A 23568-nucleotide genomic window follows, 5' to 3' on the forward strand; every position below is an offset into this window, starting at 1 on the left:
CGGCGCGGAAGCCACCTTCGTGGCCCGCACCCTGGACAACGACCGGGCGCAGCTGACCAGCATCCTGTCCGCCGCCGCCCGGCATCGGGGTAGCGCGTTGGTGGAGATCTACCAGAACTGTCCGATCTTCAACGACGGCGCGTTCGACGTGCTCAAGGAGCCGGGACAGAAGGAGCAGCGGCTGATCCCGGTCGAGCACGGGAAACCGATCACCTTCGGTACCGACGGTGACCACGCCGTCATCCGCACCGACTACGGCCTGGACATCGCGAAAACCGCCGACGTGGACGCGGCCCAGATCGTCGTCCACGACGCCACCGTCCAGGACCCGTCCTACGCGTTCGCGCTGTCCCGGTTGTCGACCCAGGACCTCGCGCACGTGGTGACCGGTGTGTACCGCAACGTCCACCGACCCACCTACGACGACCAAACACGCCAACAGACCACCACCGCCACCCAAGCCAAAACCCCCAACCTCCAGGCACTGCTCAACGGCAACGACACCTGGACGGTCAGGTAGCGGGCGGGTAGTCGACCGGGTAGCGCACCGGCTCCTCGGTGCGGCCCTGCTCCCACTCCCGGTAGGCGCGGATCACCAACGTCAGGAACCGTGGCGTCCGCCTGCCGGGCAGGTGCCCGTCGACCGTGAGTATCGACGGTGCGTACCGGCGCGGCACCGCGTGAAATCCCTGCGGCGACATGGCTGCACTCCTTCCGCTCGGCACGCGACGCGCGCGGTGGCGGGGAACTTCCAGGATGCGAGCGGTCGCTCGAGCCCTGGTCGAGCCGGGGACGAACCCGCCCTCGTGTCCCGTGTGGACTCCCTGTCCATCGTTATTCGACCCTGCCTCCAGCCACGGTGAGGAAACTCACAGATAGGCGCTCACCGACCGAAGGGGGCGACAACATGGCGGAGCTGAGGATCCGGACCGTGCGGCACACCATCAGGGTGGCCGCTCCGCCGAAGCGGGTGTACCAGCTCATCGCGAACGTCGACCGGTGGCCGAGGATCTTCGACCCGGTGCTCTCCGTCGAGCACCTCGGGTTCGACGGCAGCGGCGAACGGGTCCGCTTCTGGGCCAGGAACGGCGACCGGCTGCGGAGCTGGGTGTCCTCGCGCGAGGTCAGCCCCAAGCGGCTGCAGGTGCGGTTCCGGCAGGAACGCGCGCAAGGCCCGCTCGCCTCGCTCGGCGGCCTGTGGCTGGTGCTGCCCAAGGGCGAGGACTCGCTCGTCGCGCTCGACCACTACTACCGCGTCGTCGACGACGACCCCGTCGAGGCCGCGCGGCTCGAGAAGACCATCACGACCACGAGTACCGCCATGCTGGCGGCGGTCCGCAGGGCGGCGGAACTGGACGAGGTCTGGCACTCCCTGCCGGACACCGTGCACGTGGACGACAACGTGGAAGGTGTGTCGTCGAAATGATCACCCCATTACGCAGGCTTCCTCGCCCGCCGCACGCGGACCTGCCCGTCGGCTCGGCCGACGTGCTGCCCCTGCTGGCGGCCACCGCCCACCCGCACCGCGCCGCGTTGCGGACCAGGACCCGGACCGTCACCTTCGCCGAGCTGGACCGGGACATCTCCCGGCTCGCCTTCGGCATCCGCCAGCTCATCGGCGGCGACGGCCTGCCGGTCGTCGTCTCCGCCGCGCTCGGCCTGGACTTCCCGACCGCGTTCTACGCCGTGCTGCGCAGCGGAAACGTGACCGCGCCGGTGAGCCCGCGGATGCCTGCCGAGACCTTCGCCGCGCTGCTCGACACCACCGGCGCGCGTGCCGCCGTGCTCACCCGCGCGATGTACGAGCGGGTCCGCCCGGTGCTCGCCGGCCACGCCGCGCTCGAGCAGGTGCTGCTGCTCGACGCGCCCGCCGAGGCCGGCCAGCTGACCTGCGCCGAGCTCGCCACCCAGGGCGGCCTGCTGGTCGAGCCGAGGGACCGCGACGAGAACGAGGTCGCCACCGTCGTGCTCGGCGCCGGCCGCTCCGCCGGCCTCACCCACCACGAGCTGAAGGCCCGCGCCGCGGCGGTCGCGGCCGCCGACGGGCTGGGCGAGGGCTCGGTGATCCTCAACGCGACGCCGTCCTACCACCCGACCCACCTCGCCGCCGGCATCATCAGCGGCGCCACCCAGGTCCTGTACGGCAACCCCGACCCGGCCGCCGCGGTCCGCGAGGCCGAGGCGACCGGCGCGAGCCACCTGTGCGTGCTCGGCGACGACGCCGCGACCGTCCGAACAGGACATACGACCCTCACGAGGGAGGCGATTGCGTCATGATCACCCCGGCCACCGTCTACCCCTGCTCCGTCCGGGACGCCATGACCCACTGGCCGACCGGGATGGCCGTGGTGACCACGGCCGACCGCGACGGCTGGTGGTGGGGCCTCACCGTGCACTCGGTCAGCCAGGTCTCCGACCGGCCGCCGATGGTGTCGGTCTGCCTCGACCGCGACGCCCAGTGCCGCCCGGCGTTCACCTCGGCCGACTGCTTCGCCGTGCACGTGCTGCGGGCCGGCCAGGAGGACCTCGCCGAGCGCTTCACCGACGGCGCCGCCGACGACTTCGAGGGCATCGCGGTCGAGTGCGGGTTCGAGGACGTGCCGCTGCTCGCGGACGTGGCCCTGCGGCTGGAGTGCAAGCCCGTGCACGCGGTTCCCGCGGGCGACCACGTGCTGCTGCTCGGCGAGGTGATGCGGGCGCGCACCGGGCCGCACGAGCCGCTCGTCTACCTCGAGAACGGCTTCCGCAGGCTCGCCCGCCCCGGCCAGGTCGCCTGACCTGACGCTCCGCAACCATCGGACCTCGTTCGTTGACCCTGTGCCAACAACCGAGGTAGCGTCCGCCCTGTCGGAACCGACGCGGAGCGTGCACATGAGCCATGACCCCACGACGCACGCAACGCTGTGCGCGTCGTTCCAGGACTTCGTCGCGCGGACCCCGGACGCCGTCGTGCTGCGGACACCCGGCGACGGGGTGCGCATCACCTGGCGGGAGTGGGACCAGCGGGTCCGCTCGATCGCCGCGGGACTGGCCGCGCTCGGCGTCGGCCGCGGCGACACGGTCGGCCTGATGCTGACCAACCGGCCGGAGTTCCACCTGGCCGACGCGGCCGCGCTGCACCTGGGCGCGGCGCCGTTCTCGATCTACAACACGTCCGCGCCGGAGCAGATCGAGTACCTGTTCGGCAACGCGGGCAACAAGGTCGTGTTCTGCGACGAGCGGTTCCTGCCGCGCATCAGGGAGATCTCCGGCTCGGTCGAGCACATCGTGTGCGTCGACGGTGCCGCCGAGGGCGCGATGTCGCTGGCGGACCTGGAGTCCCGCGGCGACCCGTCCTTCGACTTCGACGCCGCCTGGCGCGCGGTCGAGGCGAGCGACCTCGCGACGATCATCTACACCTCCGGCACCACCGGCCCGCCGAAGGGCGTGGAGCTCACCCACGCCAACCTGATCGCGCAGACCGACGCGGTGCGGGTGCTGTTCGACGTGGAGCCGGGCGACCGGGTGCTGTCCTACCTGCCGGCCGCGCACATCGCCGACCGGGTGACCGGGCAGTGCTTCGCGATCCTGTTCGGCATCCAGGTGACGTGCGTGGCGGACCTGACCAAGCTCGCCGAGGCGCTGCCGGACACCCGGCCGCACTCGTTCTTCGCGGTCCCGCGCGTCTGGCAGAAGCTCAGGGCCGCCATCGACCTGGGGCTCGCCGCGGAGACCGGGGCCAAGCGGCGGATCGCCGAGTGGGCCATCAGGACCGGCATCCGGGGTGCGCGGGCGGAGCTGTCCGGCCGCGCACTGCCCTTCACCCTGGCGGTGGAGCACCGGCTGGCGGACAAGCTCGTGCTGTCGAAGCTGCGCCACAAGCTGGGCCTGGACCTGTGCCGCGGGCCGGCCTCCGGCGCCTCCGCGATCTCGCCGGACATCCTGGAGTTCTTCTGGGGCCTGGGGATCCGGGTCTACGAGGTGTGGGGCATGTCCGAGACCGGCGGCGCCACCACCGCGAACGCGCCGGGGCACACCAAGCTCGGCTCCGTCGGGCGCGTGGTGCAGGGCATGGAGATCAAGCTGGCCGAGGACGGCGAGCTGCTCACCCGCGGGACAGCCCTGATGCGCGGCTACCGCAACGACCCCGAGAAGACCGCGGAGGCCGTCGACGCGGACGGCTGGCTGCGCACCGGCGACATCGCCGAGGTCGACGCCGACGGCTACGTGCGGATCGTCGACCGCAAGAAGGAGCTGATCATCAGCGCGGCCGGCAAGAACATGTCGCCGTCCAACATCGAGAACGCGATCAAGGCGGCCACGTCGCTGATCGGCCAGGTCGTCGCGATCGGCGACGACCGGCCCTACGTCGCCGCGCTCGCGGTCCTGGACCCGGAGGCGGCCGCGGCCTTCGCCGCCAAGCACGGCATCACGTCCGCCTCGCCGGCCGAGCTCATCGCGCACCCGGAGCTCCGCGCGGCCGTGCTGGCCGGGGTGAAGGCGGGCAACCAGAAGCTCGCCCGCGTGGAGCAGCTGAAGCGGGTCCGCCTCCTACCGTCCACATGGGAGCCCGGCGGCGACGAGCTGACCCCGACGATGAAGCTGCGCCGCAAGCCGATCGCGGAGAAGTACGCCACCGAGATCGAGACCCTGTTCGACAAGTCGCCGAACGACGACGTCCTCGAGCCCTAGTCGTCAGCGGCGCGCCACGGGAGGTAGGCGGGGAGGTCCTTGCCCGCCGTGCCCGACCACCGCGGGTCGCGGTGCTGCAGGAACGACAGGACGCCCTCGAGCGCGTCCGGGCTCGTCGCGCAGCCCGCGATCAGCCGGGAGTCCAGGCGCTGCACCGGGAACGGCGAGTCCAGCGCGCTCATCCGGTACAGCATCTGCCGGATCACCGCCACCGACACCGGCGCCGTCTTCACGATCAGCTCGCGGGCCAGCTCGTAGGCGCGGTCCAGCACCTCGTCCGGGTCGTGCAGCGCGTGCACCATCCCCGCGGCCAGCGCCTCCCGCGCGTCGAACACGCGGCCGCTCACCATCCAGTCCATCGCCCGGCCGAGCCCGACGAGCCGCGGCAGGAACCACGTCGACGCGCCCTCCGGGTACAGCCCGCGCCGGGAGAACACGAACCCGAACCGCGAGTCCGTCGAGGCCAGCCGGTAGTCCGCCGGCAGGATGATCGTCGAGCCGGCGCCCACGGCCGCGCCCCGCAGCGCCGCGATGACCGGCTTGTTCATCGCGAAGATCCGCATCGAGCAGCGCCCGGCCGGCTCGTCCCACGACTCCGACGTGGTCGCCTCGACGTCCAGGCCGCCTGCCGACAGGTCCGCGCCGACGCAGAAGTCCTTGCCGGCGCCGGTCAGCACGGCCACCCGCACGGTGTCGTCGGCGTCGGCCCGGCCGAACGCGTCGGCCAGCTCGTCGGCCATCCGGACGGTGTAGCCGTTGCGTGCCTCCGGCCGGTTCAACGTGATCGTCGCGATCCGGTCGGCGACCGCGTAGTCGATGTGCGCATAGGGATCCACCCGGCAGACGCTAGCCGTCAGTGCAGGGCCGTCTCCAGCATGTCGCGGCACGCCGCGCGCAGGTCCGCCTCGCCGAACCCGCCCGCGCCGACCCCGGCCAGCTGGTGGAAGACGAGTCCGTCCAGATAGGCGACGAGCGCGTGCCCGCGGCGGCGCGGCTCGCTCGACCCGGCCGCGGCCAGCATCACCTCGGCCATCACCCGGAACCCCGAGCCGAACTCGACCATCTTCGCGCGCAGCTCCGGGCGCCGGGTCGACTCCAGGGTCAGCTCGTAGCGCGCCAGCGTGCGTTCCCGGCCGGCCGTGAGCCACCGCTGGATCAGCGCGGTGACCAGGTCCGTCAGCTCGTCGAGGTCGGCGCGCCCGCCCAGGTTGGGCAGGTCGCCGACGTCCGCGGTGTCCAGCTCGGCCATCCGCGCGAGCGCGGCGAACAGCAGCGACTCCCGGGTGCGGAAGTAGTACGACGTCGACCCCTCGGGCAGCCCGGCCGCCCGGTCGACCGCGCGATGGGTGAGGCCACGCATGCCCTCGCGGGCGATCGTGACGATGGTCGCATCCGCGATGAGCGTGCGTCGGTCGGTTGCCACGGCCTCACTCTACGGGTGTAGAGTTCACTACAGCTGTAGAGGAGGCGGAGATGACAGAGAAAACCGCGGTGGTCGTCGGTGGGGGAATCGGCGGGCTCGGCACGGCGGCCGGCCTGGTGCGGCGCGGCTGGTCGGTGACGGTGCTCGAGCAGGCCGACGCGTTCACCGAGGTGGGGGCCGGCATCTCGTTGTGGCCCAACGCGTTCCGCGCGCTCGAGGCGGTCGGGGTCACCGGCCGGCTGGGCGAGGGCCGGATCGGCGTGGCCGGGGGACTGCGCGACTGGCGGGGCCGGTGGATCGTGCGGATGGACGACACCGCGCAGGCCACGCGATACACGGCGGGGGCGGTGGTCGCGCACCGGTCGGAGCTGCTGAGCGTGCTGCTCGACCAGGTGCCGGTGGAGAGCCGGCTGGCCGGCGTGCGGGTGCGCGGGGTCCGGCGCGCCGGCTCGCGGGCCGTGGTCACCCATGACGGCGGTTCGATCGAAGCCGATCTCGTGGTGGGGGCGGACGGGGTGCGCAGCGTCGTGCGCGGCGCGCTGTGGCCCGACGCGGCGCCGCCCCGCTACTCGCGGCACACGGTGTGGCGGATCGTGCTGCCCCGCCCGGCCGCGCTGGCCGACGCGGGGGCGAAGGCCTGGGCGGAGACGTGGGGTCCCGGCGGCGTGTTCGGCATGTTCCCGATGCCCGGCGACCGCGTGTACTGCTACGCGACGGCCACCGTGCCCCCCGGCGGCCGCAGCCCCGACGGCGAGCTGGCAGAGCTGCGGCGCAGGTTCAGCGACTGGTGCGACCCGGTCCCGGCGGTGCTCGCGGCGGCCCGGCCGGAGGAGGTGCTGCGCAACGACGTCTACTACCTGCCCCTGCTGCCGACCTACGTGTCGGGCCCGGTGGCCCTGGTGGGCGACGCGGCCCACGCGATGACCCCCAACCTCGGCCAGGGCGGCTGCCAGGCCCTGGAGGACGCGGCGACGCTGGCGGTGCTGGTGGAGGCGGCGCCGGACCTGCCGACGGCCCTGCGCCGGTACGACGAGGTCCGCCGGCCCCGCACGCAGGCCTTGTGGAAGCGCTCGCTGCAGACCGGCACGGTGTCGCACGTGCGGTCGGCGCCGGTCCGGGTGGTGCGGAACGCGGTCCTGCGGACGCTGCCCCGGTCGATCTTCCTGAAGTCCCTGACCCGGCCGTTCTCGTGGCGCCCGGAGTCGGCACTCGAGGGGGGCGTAACAGCGATCAGACCCGTGGTGTGATCAGCTGGGCCGATGTGGGACCAGCTCTACGCCGGGCTGCTCGGCGGCATGCGCGACCAGCCGAGGACGATGGTTCTCGTCACCGCCGGGGTCGCGCTCGTCGTCGTCGGGCTGTCGTGGCTGTGGCGGCCGGCGCGCAACGTCATCACGATCGTGCACGAGGCCGGGCACGCGCTCGTCGCCGTGCTCGCCGGGCGGCGGCTGGCCGGTATCCGGCTGCACTCCGACACGTCCGGTCTCACGCTCACCCGCGGCAAGCCGTACGGGCCGGGCATGGTCTGCACCGGCCTCGCCGGCTACATCGCGCCCTCGCTGCTCGGCCTCGGGTTCGCCGCGCTCCTGGGGGCCGGCCGGGTGACCGGGCTGCTGGTGGCCTGCGGGATTCTCCTGTTCGGCGTCCTCATCCAGGTGCGCAACGTGTTCGGGATCTTCTCCGTGCTGGCCACCGGCGCGGTGCTGATCGCCGTGTCGAGGTGGGCGCCGGTCGAGGTGCAGGCGCCGTTCGCGCACCTCATCACCTGGTTCCTCCTGCTCGGCGGCCTCCGCTCGGTCGGCGAGCTGCAGACCAAGCGCCGCCGCGGCCGGGCGCGGGACTCCGACGCCGACCAGCTCGCCCGCCTCACCGGCACGCCCGGGGGCTTCTGGGTGGCCGCGTTCCTGATGATCAACCTGGGCTGCCTGGTGCTCGCCGTGGGGTGGCTGCTCGCGTGAGGCAGACTGGTACCCATGTCGGTGCTCGACGTCGAACCAACCACTGTCACCGCGGCGGTCGCCGCCTGTGCCACCGCCGCGCGCGGCGCCGCGCCGGCCCTCGCGGCCGCGGCTGACCAGGTCATCGACGGTGCCCTGGCCGCCATGGCCACCCGGCTGTCCGGCGCCCGCGACGAGGTCCTGGCCGCCAACGCCGCCGACCTCGAGGCGGCCGAGTCGGCCGGCATGAGCCGCGGCCTGCTCGACCGGCTGCGCCTGTCCGAGGACCGCCTCACCACGATGGCCGAGGCCCTGCGGCTGCTGGCCGCGGCCCCGCATCCCGAGCGGTCGATCCCCCTGGGCGAGCTTGCGGGGGGCCTGCGCCTGGTCGAGCGCCGCCGGCCGGTCGGTGTCATCGGCGCCAACTACGAGGCGCGGCCCAACGTCACCGTCGACGTCGCGTCCCAGCTGGTCAAGTCCCGCAACGCCGGCGTCCTGCGCACCGGGTCCGCCGCCCTGGGCTCGGCCACCACGCTCGTGCGATCGGTCATCGCCCCCGCCCTGTCCGATGTGGACCTCGATCCCGCCGCCATCCAGCTCGTGCCGAGCGCCGACCGGGCCGCGGCCGGCGCGCTGGTGGCGCTGCCCGACCTGGTGCCGCTGGTGATCCTGCGGGGGAGCGGGGACTCGACGCGGTCCCTCGCTCAGCTGGCCGCCCAGCACGGGGTCCGCACGCTGGCCCACGCCGATGGGGGTGGCGTGCTCTATCTCGACGTGGCGGCCGATCTCTCGCTCGGTATCGAGCTGATCAAGCAGAGCCTCGACCGGCTCGGGGTGTGTAACCGGCTCAACCTGCTGCTCGTGCATGAGGACATCTACGCCACCGCGCTGCCGGTGATTCAGGAAGCCCTGTCCTCGCTCGACATCGCCGCGTCCCTGCCGCCGCATGACCATGCCGTGGGGTACGAGTGGGCTCTCGACCCTGAGCAGGAGGCCACCGTGACCGTGCTTCCGGTCGCGTCCGCCGGCGAGGCCGCTCGGGTGTCCAACGAGGAGACGTCCGGTCTCGCCGCCTGCATCGTCACGTCGTCTGCTACCACGGCTGACGAGTTCATGGCGGCTTATGCCGGGACCGGGGTGTTCTGGAACGCGCCCACCCGGTTGCTGGACGGGTTCAAGATGTTGGGCGTCCCGGAGACCGGCATCAACATCGACAAGGTTCCCGGGCCTCGGGGGCCGGTCACCTATCCGGACCTTTGTCTGCGCCAGTACGCCGTGCTGCCCGGCTGACCTCGGCTTCGCTTCGTGACGTCGGACGTCACGACGCATGATCGGAGTCAGTCTCCTCGTGGTGGGGCCAGGGACTCCCTGTGCACCAGGGTTGCCGCTACCTCTTCCACCCTCGGGTTCGGGTGCGGGGCCTCCAGCGCGAGGGTGATCGCTCTCGCGCCGATCTCCACCAAAGGCAGGCGCACCGTCGTCAGCGCCGGGGTCACGTCCTGGGCGATCGGCATGTCGTCGAAGCCGACCACCGACACGTCTCCGGGCACCGACAGGCCCCGGGCGCGCAACACGGACAGGGCGCCGATCGCCATCGTGTCGTTCAGGGCCACTATCGCCGTCAGGCGCGGGTCCGCGTCCAGCAGGGCCACCGTGGCCTCGGCGCCGCCGTCCCGATCGAAGGACGCGTACTCGATTCGGCGGGACGGCAGCGTCCGCCGATGATCCCTGGCCGCCCGGCGCAGGCCCGCCAGGCGGTCGGTCGTCGTGGTCAGCTGCTTCGGCGCCGCCACCACGCCAACATGGCGATGGCCCAGCGCGAACACCGCCTCGCCGATCAGGTAGCCGCCCTGCTCGTTCGCCGGCATCACGGCATCGCCCGCCAGCTTGTGGCGGCCCACCACGCTCACCCGGCCGCCCGTCGCCATGTACGCGGACAGCTTCGCGTTCAGGGACTTCGTGAACGCGGGGTCGTGGTAGCCCGAGCCGGCCAGGATGATCGCTTCCACCTGGTGGGCGCGGAGCAGCTCGACGTACTCCAGCTCGCGGTCCGGGTCTCGATACGAGTTGCAGATGATCACCAGCCGGCCCTGTTCCGACGCGACCCGCTGCAAGCCCCGGGTGATCTCCGCGAAGTACGGGTCCGACACGTCGTGCACGATCACGCCGACCGTGGTCCGGTGCGAGCGGGCCAGCAGCTGCGCGTGCGCGTTCGGCACGTACTGCAGTTCCTGCACCGCCCGCAGCACCCGCTCGCGCAGCTCGTCGGACACGATCTTGGGGCTGCCGTTCACGATCCGGGACACCGTCGCCGCCGACACCCCCGCGCGGCGAGCGACATCGGCAAGCGTCGCCATGTCACCTCCACCCGTTGACGCCCGGCTCCCACCGGCCTAGCGTCAGGCTACAAGGGAAAGCCCTTTCCCCGCGCCTGGAGGCGTCATGCCCGCCTGCTGGCGGCCAGTGTCCACCGCGATCGCCGCCCAGAACAAGGTCGCCACGCCGAGGGGTACCGATGCGTGATCCACTACCAGGCGGGGTCGGGCTCTCGCGACTCTGCGTCTACGACACGGTCACTCCCGACGGCCTCCCCGGCGGCACCCCGCACCTCCACCTCTGCTGCAGCGAGGCCTACGTCGTCGTCAAGGGCACCGGCGCGGTGCAGACCCTGTCCGGACAAGGCTTCGCCGAGCACGCGCTCAAGCCCGGCACCGTCCTGTGGTTCACCCCCGGCACCGTGCACCGGCTGATCAACCACGGCGACCTCGACATCGTCGTCGTCATGAGCAACTCCGGCCTCCCCGAGGCGGGCGACGCCGTGCTCACCTTCCCGCGCGAGATCATCGACGACCCCGACCGGTACGCGGTCGAGGCCACCCTCCCCAACGGCGGCGCGCCCGGCACCGACGTCACCACCGCCTACCGCCGCCGCGACCTCGCCATCGAGGGCTTCCAGACCCTGCGCGCGGCCGTCGAGCGGAACGGCCCCCGCGCCCTCGCCGAGTTCCACGCCGCCGCCGCCGCGCTCAAGCGGCCCCTGCTCGACCACTGGCGCAACCGCTGGGAGGACGGCGCCTTCCGCGCCGCGCAGACCACCGGCGTCCACCTCGACGCCCTGGCCCGCGGCGACGCGACGCACCTGGCCTCGGCCCGGGTGGCGGCGTTGCCCGAGCCGTCCGAGCGAGGCCGGCTCGGCATGTGCGGGCTGCTCGACACCTACGTGCCGGGACCCTGACCCGCCGCTGCGCCGGTCGTCGCGCGGGGTAAAGGGCGAGTAACAGGAAAGCCCTTGCCTCGACCCCGTCCGTCCGCCTAGAGTCGCTAGGAAAGCGCTTGCCTGGCAGAGTGGCCCGCGGCAGGAGGACGTTGTGCGCAAAAGGTCTTATGTGATCGCGTTCGTGGTGGCCCTGGTACTGGGGACCTTCGTCACCACCCCGTTCGCATCCGCCCAGGCACGGTTCTCCGTGCTGGTCTTCTCCAAGGTCAACGGCTTCTACCACGACTCGATCCCCGCCGGCCAGCAAGCGATCACCGAGCTGGGGCAGCAGAACGACTTCGACGTCACCGTCTCCGACGACCCGGCGTTGTTCACCGACGAGGGCCTCGCCGGCTTCGACGCGGTGGTCTTCAACAACACCAACGGCCGCGACGGCGCGATCCTCGACGCCGGCCAGCGGGCCGCGTTCGAGCGCTACATCCGCGCCGGCGGCGGCTACACCGGCATCCACTCCGCCAGCGGCACCGAGTACAACTGGCCCTGGTACGGCGAGCTGATGGGTGCCTTCTTCAAGGTCCACCCCGCGATCCAGCCGGTGCGCATCCAGGTCGACGACCGCGTGCACCCCTCGACCAGGAACCTTCCGCAGGTCTGGGAGCGCAGCGAGGAGCCCTACGACTTCGTCGCCAACCCGCGCGGCGACGTGCACGTCCTCGCCAGCTTCGACACCCGCAGCTACACCGGCCACACGATGGGCGGCGACCACCCGATCTCCTGGTGCCACGACTTCGACGGCGGCCGTTCCTGGTACACCGGCCTCGGCCACGACGCCGCGGCCTACGGCGACCCGCTGTTCCGCAGCCACCTGCTCGGCGGCATCGAGTGGGCGGCCGGCGCGGCACCCGGCGACTGCGGCCCGACCCAGGACAACCGCTGGGAGAAGATCCAGCTCGACGGCAACACCGACGACCCGCTGGACATGGACATCGACAGCCGCGGCCGGGTGTTCTTCATCCAGCGTGGCGGCGCGGTGAAGGTCTACGACCCCGAGGTCCGCTACAGCCGCCAGGTCGCCAAGTTCGACGTGCTGGTCGAGCACACCCACGGCATGCACGGCATGACGCTCGACCCGGCGTTCGACACCAACCACTTCATCTACCTCTACTACTCACCCAAGACCACACCGGTGAACCGGATATCCCGGGTCACCTTCGACGAGGCCACCAACCGCATCGACCTCGCCACCGAGAAGGTGCTCGTCGAGTTCGAGTCGCAGCGTCAGGTCAACGCGCACGAGGGCGGCGGCATGGCCTTCGACAGCCACGGCAACCTCTACGTCGCCACCGGGGACAACTCCGCGCCGTGCTGCAGCGGGTTCGACCCGATCGACGAGCGGCCGGGCATGCAGAACGACGACGCGCAACGCTCCTCGGCCAACACCAACGACCTGCGCGGCAAGATCCTGCGCGTCCACCCGGAGACCGACGGCACCTACACGATCCCCGAGGGCAACCTCTTCGCGCCGGGCACCGCGAAGACCCGCCCGGAGATCTACGTGATGGGCCTGCGCAACCCGTACCGGATCCACATCGACCCGGCCACCGACTGGCTCTACTGGGGCGAGGTCGGCCCGGACGCGCAGGCGGACAACCCGAACCGCGGCCCGATGGGCTACGACGAGTTCAACCTCGCCAAGACCGCCGGCAACTTCGGCTGGCCCTACTGCATCGGCGCCAACAAGGCCTATGTGGACTACGACTTCGCCAACGGGACGTCGGGCGCGGCGTTCGACTGCGCGGGCGGCCCCACCAACGACTCGCCGAACAACACCGGCCTGTCGAAGCTGCCGCCCGCGCAGCCCGCGTGGCTGCCCTACCCGTACGGCAACTCCGCGGAGTGGCCGGAGCTCGGCACCGGCGGCCGGCTCGCGATCGGCGGCCCGACCTACCACTTCGACGAGAACCTCCAGTCGGAGACCAAGCTGCCGAAGTACTACGACAACACCGTGTTCATCGCCGAGTGGACCCGCAACGCGCTGTTCGAGGTGAAGGTCGACGAGAACGGCAACGCGAGCTCCATCAACAGGTTCATGCCGAGCGCGCAGTTCCTGCGGCCGATCGACCTCGAGTTCGGCCAGGACGGATCGCTGTACGTGATCGAGTGGGGCAGCAACTACGGCGGCTCCGGCCGCGGCGACCCCAACTTCGACTCGGGCGTCTACAAGATCAACTACGTCCGGCCGGGGGAGCGCTCGCCGCTCGCCGAGGCCACCGCCACGCCGACCTCCGGGCAGGCGCCGATGACCGTCGCGTTCTCCAGCGCCGGCTCGGCCGACCCGGACCAGGGCCAGGTGATCGCGTTCGCCTGGGACTTCGACGGGGACGGCACGACCGACTCCACCGAGCCGAACGCGAGCCACACCTACACCGCGAACGGCGACTACCTCGCCCGGCTGACCGTCACCGACCCGACCGGCCGCTCCACGGTGGAGAACCTGCCGATCACCGTGGGCAACACGGCGCCGAAGCTCACGCTCACCGCGCCGCTCGACGGGCAGATCTTCGACTGGGGCGTGCCCGTGCCGTTCGACCTCTCGGTGACCGACCCCGAGGACGGGTCCACCGCGGCCGGCACGATCGACTGCCAGCAGGTGGTCACCCAGCCCGCGCTCGGCCACGCCCAGCACGGCCACCCGCTGGAGACCTACCCGGGCTGCACCGGCGAGATCTCGACGATCATCGACGACGGCCACACCCCGAACGACAACATCTTCTACATCGTCGACTCGAAGTACACCGACCGGGGCGGCAACGGCGTCTCGCAGCTCAAGGGCGGCGACTCGGCGATCCTGCAGCCGCGGCACAAGGAGGCCGACCACTTCACCCGCTCCCAGGGGGTCAAGGTCCTGCCGAACAGCGAGGGCGCGGGCGCGGCACTCGTGGGCCAGGTCTCGAACGGCGACTGGGTGAGCTACGAGCCGGTCAACCTCAAGGACGTGCCGGCCATCCGGTTCCGGGTGGCGAGCGCCGGCCCGGGCGGCACGATCGAGATCCACCAGGACGCGCCGGACGGACCGCTGCTCGGCAGCGTCGCGGTGCCCGTGACCGGCGGCTGGCAGACCTGGACCGAGGTCACCGCGGACGTCACCGACCCGGGGGTGAGCCACGAGTTGTTCCTGGTGGCCAGGAACCCGGGCTCGACCGCGGACCTGTTCAACATCGACTGGCTGGAGTTCGTCTCCCAGGTCGCGGTCACGAAGCTGACCATGCCGACGCCGGTGTCGGCGGGTGACCGCGGCAACGCCACCGTCGAGGTCACGAACCGGTCCACCAAGAAGGTCACGGCGACGATCGGGCTCACCGTGCCCGACGGCTGGACCAGCCGGACGGTGAAGGCCCAGGTGGGCAAGGGAAAGACCGTCCAGGTGCGGGTGCCGTTCACCGCGCCGGAGCCAGGCGCGGCCACCGGTCCGCTCCTCGAGGCGGACGTCTCCGCGCACGCCACGGCCCGCGGCGGCGTCACGATCTCGGGCAACCCGACCGCGCGGACCTACCTGATGCCCTCGACGAAGCGGACGGTGCTCTCGCTCGACGCGGGCGCGGCGGACAGCCCGCTGCTGGACGGCTACCAGCGGCTCGACCCGACGACGGCGTACGCCGAGGCGACCGGGTTCGGCTGGGTCGCGAACGCCGGCCTCGAGTCCCGCGACCGCGGCTCGCCGGACGCGCTGCGCGGCGACCTGGTGACCTCGCGGCAGCCGGCCACGCTGCGGTTGCGGATCCCGCCCGGAGAGCACACGGTGTCGGTGTTGCGCGGGGACGCGCAGTTCGCGGCGCAGCCACTGGTGGTGACCGCGGACGGTCAGCGGGTCGTCGACGGCGGCGTCCCGGTGGCGAGCAACCGGTGGGGCTGGAACCAGTTCACAGTGGACGGTGGAACGGAGGGTCGCACGGCCGATCTCACGTTCAGCATCGACATCGCGCAGTTCTGGCGGGTCAACGCGATCATCGTGGAGAAGGCGGCGACATAGGTGTCAAGCATGGTGACCTCGAAAGACACGCACCCGGCGACCGGTCCGGAGCGCGGTGCGCCGGCGCCGGCCCGGCCGGTGCGCCGGATCGACCTCGGCACCCGGTTCCTGCGGTTCCTCGAGGCGGTGTGGCGCCCGGCGATCCTGCTCGGCGTGGTGTTCTTCTTCTGGTGGCTGGCCGCCGACCGGGCGTGGGTGGCCAACTACCTCGTACCCACGCCGGGCCAGGTGTGGGACAAGATCATCGGCGAGTGGTCGTCGCTGATGCACCACTCCTACGTGACGCTCTACGAGACGGTCATCGGGTTCGCGCTGGCCAGCGTGCTGGGCCTGGGCACGGCCGTGCTCATCGCGTACTCGCGGACGATGGACAAGGCGCTGTACCCCATCGTCCTGTTCGCACAGGTGATCCCCAAGATCGCGATCGCGCCGCTGCTCGTGGTGTGGTTCGGCAACGGGCTCGCGCCGAAGATCATCCTGGCGGTGCTGATCGCGTTCTTCCCGGTGGTCGTCTCCGGCGTCGCCGGCCTGCGCTCGACCGACCCGGAGCTGCTGGAGCTGTCCTCGACCATGGGCGCGAGCCGCTGGCAGACGTTCCGCAAGATCCGGTTCCCCAACGCGCTGCCGCACCTGATGGCCGGCGAGAAGGTGGCGGTGACGCTCGCCGTGGTCGGTGCGGTGGTCGGCGAGTTCGTCGGCGCCGGCGAGGGGCTGGGCTACGTCCTGTTGCTGGCCAACGGAAACCTCGACTCCGCCCTGCTGTTCGCCGCGCTGATCCTGATGTCGCTCATCGGCATCCTGCTGTTCGTCATCGTCGAGGTGGCCGAGGCGCTGCTCATCCCGTGGCACGCCAGCCGCCGCTCGGCCACCCCGCTGACCACCTCATGAGAAGAGGGCAACCCATGAACGCGAAACGTCTGTGCACCGGCCTGGCGGCCGCGACCTTGCTCCTCGGCGCGTGTGCCCCGGGCAGCGGCAACGACTCGGGCGGCGGTGCCGCGGGCGGTGGTGGTGGCGACAAGGTCACGCTGACGCTGAACTGGGTGCCCTACGGCGAGCACGCCCCGTTCTACTACGGCGTGCAGCAGGGCTTCTACGCCGACGAGGGCATCGACCTGGACATCAAGCCCGGCAACGGGTCCGGCACGGTGGTCAAGCAGGTCGCGCAGAACCAGACGACGTTCGGCTGGGCGGACACCCCGCCGTTACTCAAGGGCGTCAGCAGCGGCATGCCGGTCAAGAGCGTCGGCGTGTTCCTGCAGAAGGGCCCGGCGTCGCTGGAGTTCCTGTCCGACCAGAACATCACCAAGCCGCAGGACCTCAAGGGCAAGACCGTCGGCGGCACCCCCGGCGACGCGATGTACGCGACGTTCCCCGCCTGGCTCAAGGCCAACGGCATGGCCGAGGGTGACGTCAAGGTCGTGAACATGGACGCGGCCAACAAGATCGCGCAGCTCGCCGAGGGCCAGGTCGACGCGATCATGGGCTTCTTCCACGACCAGGGCCCGACCATCGAGGCACGCACCGGCAAGAAGGTCGACTACCTCCTCTACGCCGACTCCGGGCTGAACATGCTCGGCACCGGCATCGTCGTCAACGACAAGACGCTGGCGGACAACAAGGACCTGGTGACCCGGTTCGTCCGCGCCACCCAGAAGTCGTGGGCCGAGGCGGCCAAGGACATCCCGGCCGCGGCGAAGGCGATGGCCGGCCTGGCCGAGAACGAGCCGCCGGAGGACGTGCTGGTCAAGCAGCTCACGCTCGCGCAACCGCTGCTGCAGCTCGACACCGCGGGCCAGCCGGGCGTGAACACCGCGGAGCAGTGGACCGGCACCATCGACCTGATGAAGCAGTACGCGGACCTCGCCGACGCCGGCGAGCCGTCGACGTACTGGGACGGCAGCCACGCCGGCGGGTCGGGGTCCTGATGACCGGCACCCTCACCGGCACCGCCGTCGAGGTCGAGAACCTCACCGTGCGGTTCCAGTCCAAGCGGTCGGCCACCACGGCACTCGACGACGTCGGCATGCGGGTCGAGGCGGGCGAGTTCATCAGCATCGTCGGCCCGTCCGGGTGCGGGAAGTCCACGCTGCTCAAGGTGATCGCCGGGCTCGTGAAGCCGACCTCGGGGTCGGTCAGCCTGCTCGGCGCGCCGGTCACCAAGCCGCAGCAGAACATCGGCTTCGCGTTCCAGCGGGCGGCGCTGCTGGAGTGGCGCGGGGTGCGCAAGAACATCCTGCTGCAGGCCGAGATGCGCGGCATGAACCGGGCCGAGGCGTCGGCGCGGGCCGACGAGCTGATCGAGCTCACCGGGCTCACCGGGTTCGAGAAGGCGTTGCCGCACGAGCTGTCCGGCGGCATGCAGCAGCGGGTGGCGCTGTGCCGGGCGCTGCTGCACGCGCCGCCGGTGCTGCTGATGGACGAGCCGTTCGGCGCGCTCGACGCGCTCACCCGGGAAGGGCTCAACACCGAGCTGAACCGGATCTGGCGGGAGACCGGCACCACGATCCTGCTGGTCACCCACTCGATCGCCGAGGCCGTGTTCCTCGGCACCCGGGTGGAGGTGATGAGCCCGCGCCCGGGCCGGCTGATGCGCACGCTGCCGGTCGGGCTGCCGGCGGAGCGGGACTACGCGCAGGTGATGACCGACCCCACGTTCGGCACGCTCACCCGCGAGATCCGCCAGCTGCTCGGCTCGCACGAGAGCCACTGAATGAGGAGAGTTGTCACCATGACCAACAGCACCGGGCGGCGGCCGATCGGCATCGTGCTCAACGGCGTGACCGGGCGCATGGGCTACCGGCAGCACCTGGTCAGATCGCTGCTGGCGATCCGGGCCGACGGCGGCCTGCCGCTGCGCGACGGCACGGTCCTGTGGCCGGAACCGGTGCTGGTCGGCCGCAACGAGCGCAAGCTCGAGGACATCGCCGCGCGGCACGGGCTGGCCGACTGGACGACCGACCTGCACGCCGCGCTCGACCGCGACGACGTGTCGATCTACTTCGACGCGCTCACCACCCAGCGCCGGGAGAAGGCGATCTCGACCGCGATCGAGGCGGGCAAGCACATCTACACCGAGAAGCCGCTGGCCATGGACGTCGAGGGCGCGCTGTCGCTCGCCCGCGCGGCGGCGGCGGCCGGGGTGAAGAACGGCGTGGTGGCCGACAAGATCTTCCTGCCGGGGCTGCGCAAGCTCAAGCGGCTGGTGGACAGCGGGTTCTTCGGCCGGGTGCTGTCGGTGCGCTGCGAGTTCGGCTACTGGGTGTTCGAGGGCGACTGGCAGGCGGCACAGCGGCCGTCGTGGAACTACCGGCGCGAGGACGGCGGCGGGGTCGTGCTGGACATGTTCCCGCACTGGCACTACGTGCTGGAGCACCTGTTCGGCCGGGTGCGCGCGGTCCAGTGCACCACCGCGACGCACGTCCCGCGCCGCTGGGACGAGGACGGCGTGGAGTACCAGGCCACGGCCGACGACGCGGCGTACGCGATCTTCGAGCTCGACGACGGGGTGATCGCCCAGTTCAACTCCTCCTGGGCGGTCCGGGTGTTCCGCGACGAGCTCGTCGAGTTCCAAGTGGACGGTACACACGGGAGCGCCGTGGCGGGTCTGCGGCACTGCCGGGCGCAGGCGCGGGCGGCGACGCCGAAGCCGGTGTGGGACCCGGACCTGCCGCCGGACGTCGACCAGCGCGGCGACTGGGCGCAGGTGCCGGACAACGAGCGGTTCGACAACGGGTTCCGGGTGCAGTGGGAGGCGTTCCTGCGGCACGTGGCCTCGGACGAGCCGTTCCCGTGGGACTTCGCCGCGGCGGCGCGCGGGGTGCAGCTGGCCGAGCTGGGTCTGCGGGCGGCCGGTGAGGGCCGGCGGATCGAGATCCCGGAGCTGGCCTGATGTCGGCCGTCGTGCTCCCCGGCGGCCGGCGGCTCGTGCTGCGTGGCGGGCGCGCGCCGGCCGTCTTCGAGCCGGCGCGCTCGCGGGCCGCGTACGCGGCGGCGCACGTGGTGGCGGATCCGTTGGCGGAGAACGTGCCGGGCGCCCCGGCGGTGCTGGACTGGGACGCGACGCTGGCGTTCCGGCACCACCTGTGGCGCCACGGGCTGGGCGTGGCCGAGGCGATGGACACCGCGCAGCGGGGGATGGGCCTGGACTATCCCGTGGTGCGGGAGCTGGTGCGCCGCAGCGCTTCGGAGGCCAGGTCGGTCGGCGGCCGGATCGTGGCCGGGGTGGCGACCGACCAGCTCTCCGGCCCGGCCACGCTGGCGCAGGTTCTCGAGGCGTACCGCGAGCAGCTCGCCGACGTGGTGTCGGCCGGGGCGGTGCCGGTGCTGATGTGCAGCCGCCACCTCGCGGCCGCCGCGCGCGGGCCGGAGGACTACCTGTCGGTGTACTCGGCCCTGCTGTCCGAAGTGGACTCCCCGGCGCTGCTGCACTGGCTCGGCCCGATGTTCGACCCGGCGCTGGCGGGGTACTGGGGCTCGGTGGACCCGTCGGCAGCGGCGGACACGGTGCTGTCGCTGGTCAAGGAGCACGCACCGAGGATCGACGGGATCAAGCTGTCCCTCTTGGACGACTCGGTCGAGGTGGCACTGCGCCGCCGGCTGCCGGCCGGGGTGCGGATGTACACCGGCGACGACTACAACTACCCGGCGCTGATCGAGGGCGACGCCACCGGCCACTCGGACGCGCTGCTCGGCGTGTTCGCCGCGATCGCCCCGGTCGCGGCCCGGGCGCTGGCCGCGCTGGACGCGGGCTCGGTGGCGTCGTTCCGGGCGCTGCTCGACTCGACCGTGCCGCTGGCGAGGCACCTGTTCGCGCCGCCGACGCGGTTCTACAAGACGGGCATCGTGTTCCTGTCCTGGCTCGCCGGCCACCAGGACCACTTCACGATGGTGGGCGGCCTGCAGTCCGGCCGGTCCGCTGTCCACTGTGGAGAGCTGGTCGTCCTGGCCGACGAGGCCGGTCTGCTGCCCGACGCGGCGCTGGCCACGGCGCGGGCCCGGGCGTTCTTCGCGACGTGCGGGGTGGAGCAGTGAGTGAGCTTGCGAACGAACCATCGGCACGGAGTGAGCGTGCGAACGAACCATCGGCACAGCGGGAGCCTGCGAGCGAACCATCGGCACGGAGTGAGCTTGCGAACGAACCATCGGCACAGAGGGTGGACCGGTTCTCCTTCAACCAGGCGACGGCCAAGCACTGGCCGCTGCCGGACGTGATCGCCGGGTGCGCGGCGGCCGGGGTCCGGTCGGTCGGGTTGTGGCGCGAGCCGGTCGCGTCGTTCGGGCTGGCCCGGTCGGCCGCCCTGGTCCGCGACGCGGGCCTGACGGTGAGCACGCTGTGCCGCGGCGGCTTCTTCGGCGCCGACGACTGGCTCGACGACAACCGGCGCGCCATCGAGGAGGCCGCCGAGCTCGGCGCGCCGGTGGTGGTGCTGGTGTGCGGCGGCCTGTTCGGCCGGTCCCTGCCCGATGCCCGCGCCCGGGTCGCGGCCGGTCTCGAGGCGCTGACCCCGTACGCGCTCGACGCGGGGGTGCGGCTGGCGGTCGAGCCGATGCACCCGATGTTCTGCGCGGACCGCAGCGTGGTGGCGTCGTTGGACGGTGCCCTGGCGCTGGCCGCCCCGTTCCCCGCGGCGGCGGTGGGCATAGCACTGGACACCTACCACGTGTGGTGGGACGAGCGCGTGTTCGAGCTGATCGCGAAGGCGGGTGCCGAGGACCGGATCGCGTGCTTCCAGCTGGCCGACTGGTGCGTCCCGCTGCCGGCCGACGTGCTGGTCGGCCGCGGCCTGCCGGGCACGGGCCACGTGGACTTCCCCCCGTTCCTGCGGGCGGTCGCCGCCGCGGGCTATGCGGGCCCGATCGAGGTGGAGGTCTTCAACGCCGAGCTGTGGTCCCGCCCCGGGCCGGAGATCCTCGAGGACACGATCGCCGCCTACCTGGCGTGCGCGGCGAGCTGATCGAGCGCGTCGGCGAGGGCGGCCGGGGTGGTGGGGGTGATGGTGAGGTGGTCGCCGGTGCGGATGGTGCGGTAGCGGCCGGCCGGGGTGTCGTGCGTGGACACGATGGGCGACCTCCCGCTGCGGCCGCCCAGCTCGCGCCACTCGACGGCGAGCTGGGCCGTGCGTAGCGTGCCGGTGGTCATGGCCAGCAGGGTTCTCGCGTCGTCGCTGGTCAGGCCGTGGCGGCGGAGTACGGCGACGCCTCGGGTGGGGTTCTGCGCGGCCTCGGTGAACGCGGTGGCGGCGACGTTCACCGAGTAGCCCTCGCCGGCCGGCACCGCGGGGAGGCGGGACAGCAGGGTGGCGGCGAGGCCGGTGTCGGCGACGCGGCCGAGCCGGAACCGGTCGGTCAGCTCGGCGAGCACGGCCGTGCTCCCCCGGGTGGCGAGGATCGCGCGGGTCGCGTCCTGGCCGAAGACGCGCAGCTGCAAGGACATCCGCCGCCGCGCGATGACGGCGAGCAGGTCGGCCAGCCGCCAGCTCGCCCGCCCGTGGTCGTCGGCGAGCTCGCGCCGTTCCAGCTCCGCCCACACGCGCCGCTCGAGCTCGGCGCGTTCGGCGTGGGTCCGGCCGGGCGAGGGCACGTCGATGATCAGCGGCAGCTCGCCGAAGCGCTCGGCGCGCCACACGACGTCGAGCTCCACAGTGGACAGGTCAAGGGCGGGCCGGGGCACCGGTCACTCGTCGCCCTCGGTGCCGATCGTCGCCGGCGGCACGTGGCCTCCGGTTCGGTAGGGGTCGACGAGCACCCCGTCGTGGCTCTCGGGCTCGAAGAGCTCCGAGCTGGGCAGGCCGTACCGGACCTCGTGCGCCTTGTCGTCCTCGTCGGCCCGCCTGCCCCCGACCGGCGCGACCCCGGGTGGGGCGGTCCCGCGGCCTGGGCTCCGCTCGAGCGCCTCCGCGGCGACGACCCGGGTGCTGGACCCGCCGACCCGGGCCCGCGGCCCGGCCCCGCGCCGCTCGCCGACCCGCGCCCCCGGCTCGGCTCCTCGCCGCTCGCCGTCCACCACACCCGGCATCCCCACGAAGCCACCGACCGGGGTTCGGGTGGTTCCCTCCGCGCCGCGGGCCACGCCGGCCGGGCCGGCGGAGATCGGCAGGTCCGGCGCCGCGCCGGGGCTGGTCCGCTGCACCGGGTCGTCCACTGTGGACCCCGGTAAGCGCGGCCCCGGCGCCGGTTTGTCCACTGTGGACTCCGTACCGGTGTCCGCACGCGGCTCGCCCGGTCCCGGCCGGCGCGGTGGCCGCGGCCCGCCCGGTGAGTACGGCCCATCCGGTGGGTACGGCCCGCCCGGCGGCGGCGCCGACGACCCGGCGTCGACCTCCAGCACCACCTGGGGCGCCGGCGAAAGCTTCCGCATCGAGCTGACCCGGTCGATGGTCAGCGTGGTGTACTCCTGCATCACCTCGCGCGCCCGGGCCTCGGCCTCCTTGGCCGCGAGCTGGCCGGCCTGGTAGTCCTCGGCCGCGTGCAGGATGTCGATCGGCGCCCCGACCGGCGCGGGCTCCGGCCCCACGTCGACCTTGGGCGGCACGTTGGTCCGGACGAACCCGGCCCCACTCGACTGCCCGAACACGGTGATGTCGCACTGCGTGCTGAGGAACTGCAGCTGGTCGTCGAAGTCCCGCAACACACGCATCGCCGAGCCGGCCCCGCGCGCGGCGCTGCCCCGCCACTCCTCACCGATGTCCCGGATCGCCGTTCGAACCAGCTCGGAGGCCGCGTCGAACGAGTCGGCGGCACGCTTGAGCCGGTCCTCCATGTGCTGGGTCAACGCGGCACCGGGTCCGGAGTGGACCATGCGGAGGATCTCGTCGTGGGAGTGACCTGCCCAGCGCACGTCGGGTCCGTCGATCATTTCTCTCCTCGTCCGGTGAGCGTGCGGATCGCCATCGCCGACACGCGTTTCGCCTCGTCGCAGTACGGCTTGCGCACGGTGTCCCTGCCGGTGTCCGGACCGACGGAGACCTCGATGTACTGCTTGTCCGCGGTGTCCACGACGACCATGCAGTCGTCGCGCAGGACCGGGTGCGGCAGCACCAGCGCGGGAAAGCCCTCGATCGTGGCCGAGCTGGCCAGCTCGGCGCCGGCCCGGTTCGGGTCGGTGAGCCACGCGTCGGCGCCTTCGGTCGTGGAGATGGCGACCAGCGCACCGATGTTCCTGATCGGGTGGCCGTCCAGCGGCCGCGAGGAACCGAAGCTGCAGCTCGGGCCACCGTGGAAGTCGCTGTGGTCCGGTAGCGGTGGGTGGTCGTAGCCGACGTCGTAGTCCAGCTCGTGGAGCTGCGCG

At 72.2% G+C, this 23568-nt stretch carries 22 protein-coding genes and 1 pseudogene; 16 read left to right on the forward strand and 7 right to left on the reverse strand.

The window, feature by feature from the left end; translation table 11 throughout:
• Positions 1-520 (forward strand): annotated as a pseudogene (locus VGD70_RS17460) (2-oxoacid:ferredoxin oxidoreductase subunit beta); the annotation flags it as partial.
• Here the strand turns inward: VGD70_RS17460 and VGD70_RS17465 are convergent.
• Complete coding sequence (locus VGD70_RS17465) at positions 513-701, reverse strand: hypothetical protein (RefSeq protein WP_331082528.1); 189 nt, start codon at positions 699-701, stop codon at positions 513-515. The pseudogene VGD70_RS17460 and the gene VGD70_RS17465 overlap by 8 nt on opposite strands.
• A 206-nt stretch (positions 702-907) precedes the next feature.
• Here VGD70_RS17465 and VGD70_RS17470 point away from each other — a divergent pair, with 206 nt between their 5' ends.
• The 4 genes from VGD70_RS17470 (at position 908) to VGD70_RS17485 (ending at position 4671) form a co-directional block, all read left to right on the forward strand.
• Positions 908-1426 (forward strand): aromatase/cyclase, encoded by a 519-nt coding sequence (locus tag VGD70_RS17470; RefSeq protein WP_331082529.1) that lies wholly within the window; start codon positions 908-910, stop codon positions 1424-1426.
• Positions 1423-2277, forward strand: coding sequence for a class I adenylate-forming enzyme family protein (locus VGD70_RS17475; protein WP_331082530.1), 855 nt, complete (start codon positions 1423-1425; stop codon positions 2275-2277). The genes VGD70_RS17470 and VGD70_RS17475 overlap by 4 nt, the downstream gene beginning before the upstream one ends.
• Positions 2274-2777, forward strand: a complete 504-nt coding sequence (locus tag VGD70_RS17480) for a flavin reductase family protein (RefSeq protein WP_331082531.1) — start codon at positions 2274-2276, stop codon at positions 2775-2777. The genes VGD70_RS17475 and VGD70_RS17480 overlap by 4 nt, the downstream gene beginning before the upstream one ends.
• A 94-nt stretch (positions 2778-2871) precedes the next feature.
• Positions 2872-4671, forward strand: a complete 1800-nt coding sequence (locus VGD70_RS17485; protein ID WP_331082532.1) for a long-chain fatty acid--CoA ligase — start codon at positions 2872-2874, stop codon at positions 4669-4671.
• On the opposite strand, the gene VGD70_RS17490 is transcribed toward VGD70_RS17485, so the two are convergent.
• Together VGD70_RS17490 and VGD70_RS17495 are read right to left on the reverse strand one after the other, a co-directional pair.
• Positions 4668-5507 carry an enoyl-CoA hydratase-related protein gene (locus VGD70_RS17490; protein WP_331082533.1) on the reverse strand — a complete coding sequence of 280 codons (840 nt, stop codon included), beginning with the start codon at positions 5505-5507 and terminating at the stop codon, positions 4668-4670. The genes VGD70_RS17485 and VGD70_RS17490 overlap by 4 nt on opposite strands.
• 17 nt (positions 5508-5524) lie before the next feature.
• Complete coding sequence (locus VGD70_RS17495; RefSeq protein WP_331082534.1) at positions 5525-6094, reverse strand: TetR/AcrR family transcriptional regulator; 570 nt, start codon at positions 6092-6094, stop codon at positions 5525-5527.
• Between the two features lie 50 nt (positions 6095-6144).
• On the opposite strand from VGD70_RS17495, the gene VGD70_RS17500 reads away from it, so the two are divergent.
• The 3 genes from VGD70_RS17500 to VGD70_RS17510 are packed head-to-tail and all read left to right on the forward strand — an operon-like array spanning position 6145 to position 9321.
• Positions 6145-7341: an FAD-dependent monooxygenase gene (locus tag VGD70_RS17500; RefSeq protein WP_331082535.1), complete on the forward strand. Its 1197-nt coding sequence runs from the start codon at positions 6145-6147 to the stop codon at positions 7339-7341.
• Positions 7342-7353: 12 nt separating this feature from the next.
• A complete protein-coding gene (locus VGD70_RS17505; protein ID WP_331082536.1) occupies positions 7354-8052 on the forward strand; it encodes a M50 family metallopeptidase in 699 nt (232 codons plus the stop codon).
• 15 nt (positions 8053-8067) lie between these two features.
• Positions 8068-9321 (forward strand): aldehyde dehydrogenase family protein, encoded by a 1254-nt coding sequence (locus tag VGD70_RS17510; RefSeq protein ID WP_331082537.1) that lies wholly within the window; start codon positions 8068-8070, stop codon positions 9319-9321.
• 47 nt (positions 9322-9368) lie between these two features.
• Here VGD70_RS17510 and VGD70_RS17515 read toward each other — a convergent pair whose 3' ends face one another.
• Positions 9369-10388, reverse strand: coding sequence for a LacI family DNA-binding transcriptional regulator (locus tag VGD70_RS17515; RefSeq protein WP_331082538.1), 1020 nt, complete (start codon positions 10386-10388; stop codon positions 9369-9371).
• Positions 10389-10546: 158 nt separating this feature from the next.
• On the opposite strand from VGD70_RS17515, the gene VGD70_RS17520 reads away from it, so the two are divergent.
• The 8 genes from VGD70_RS17520 (at position 10547) to VGD70_RS17555 (ending at position 21235) form a co-directional block, all read left to right on the forward strand.
• Positions 10547-11266, forward strand: a complete 720-nt coding sequence (locus VGD70_RS17520) for a cupin domain-containing protein (RefSeq protein ID WP_331082539.1) — start codon at positions 10547-10549, stop codon at positions 11264-11266.
• A 151-nt stretch (positions 11267-11417) separates the two neighbouring features.
• Entirely contained in the window at positions 11418-15278 is a 3861-nt protein-coding gene (locus VGD70_RS17525) for a ThuA domain-containing protein (protein WP_331082540.1), read from the forward strand.
• A gap of 9 nt (positions 15279-15287) precedes the next feature.
• Positions 15288-16166, forward strand: a complete 879-nt coding sequence (locus VGD70_RS17530; protein ID WP_331082541.1) for an ABC transporter permease — start codon at positions 15288-15290, stop codon at positions 16164-16166.
• Positions 16167-16180: 14 nt separating this feature from the next.
• Positions 16181-17206, forward strand: a complete 1026-nt coding sequence (locus VGD70_RS17535; protein WP_331082542.1) for an ABC transporter substrate-binding protein — start codon at positions 16181-16183, stop codon at positions 17204-17206.
• The gene (locus VGD70_RS17540; protein WP_331082543.1) at positions 17206-17991 is read left to right on the forward strand and encodes an ABC transporter ATP-binding protein; all 786 of its coding nucleotides are present in this window, start codon (positions 17206-17208) and stop codon (positions 17989-17991) included. The genes VGD70_RS17535 and VGD70_RS17540 overlap by 1 nt, the downstream gene beginning before the upstream one ends.
• Positions 17992-18009: 18 nt before the next feature.
• Positions 18010-19170, forward strand: coding sequence for a Gfo/Idh/MocA family oxidoreductase (locus VGD70_RS17545; RefSeq protein ID WP_331082544.1), 1161 nt, complete (start codon positions 18010-18012; stop codon positions 19168-19170).
• On the forward strand, positions 19170-20312 hold the full coding sequence (locus VGD70_RS17550; protein ID WP_331082545.1) for a DUF993 family protein: 1143 nt from the start codon (positions 19170-19172) through the stop codon (positions 20310-20312). The genes VGD70_RS17545 and VGD70_RS17550 overlap by 1 nt, the downstream gene beginning before the upstream one ends.
• A 122-nt stretch (positions 20313-20434) precedes the next feature.
• Positions 20435-21235, forward strand: coding sequence for a sugar phosphate isomerase/epimerase family protein (locus VGD70_RS17555; RefSeq protein ID WP_331082546.1), 801 nt, complete (start codon positions 20435-20437; stop codon positions 21233-21235).
• Here VGD70_RS17555 and VGD70_RS17560 read toward each other — a convergent pair.
• The 3 genes from VGD70_RS17560 to VGD70_RS17570 form a co-directional block, all read right to left on the reverse strand.
• Positions 21211-21951, reverse strand: a complete 741-nt coding sequence (locus tag VGD70_RS17560; protein WP_331082547.1) for an ESX secretion-associated protein EspG — start codon at positions 21949-21951, stop codon at positions 21211-21213. The two genes, VGD70_RS17555 and VGD70_RS17560, sit on opposite strands and share 25 nt — an antisense overlap.
• A gap of 3 nt (positions 21952-21954) precedes the next feature.
• Complete coding sequence (locus tag VGD70_RS17565) at positions 21955-23136, reverse strand: hypothetical protein (protein ID WP_331082548.1); 1182 nt, start codon at positions 23134-23136, stop codon at positions 21955-21957.
• Positions 23133-23568, reverse strand: a 436-nt coding sequence (locus tag VGD70_RS17570; RefSeq protein ID WP_331082549.1) for a DUF3558 family protein, incomplete at its 5' end; no start/stop codon positions are given. The genes VGD70_RS17570 and VGD70_RS17565, both read right to left, overlap by 4 nt.

It is taken from the genome of Actinophytocola sp. (assembly GCF_036402745.1).
Lineage (GTDB): Bacteria > Actinomycetota > Actinomycetes > Mycobacteriales > Pseudonocardiaceae > Actinophytocola.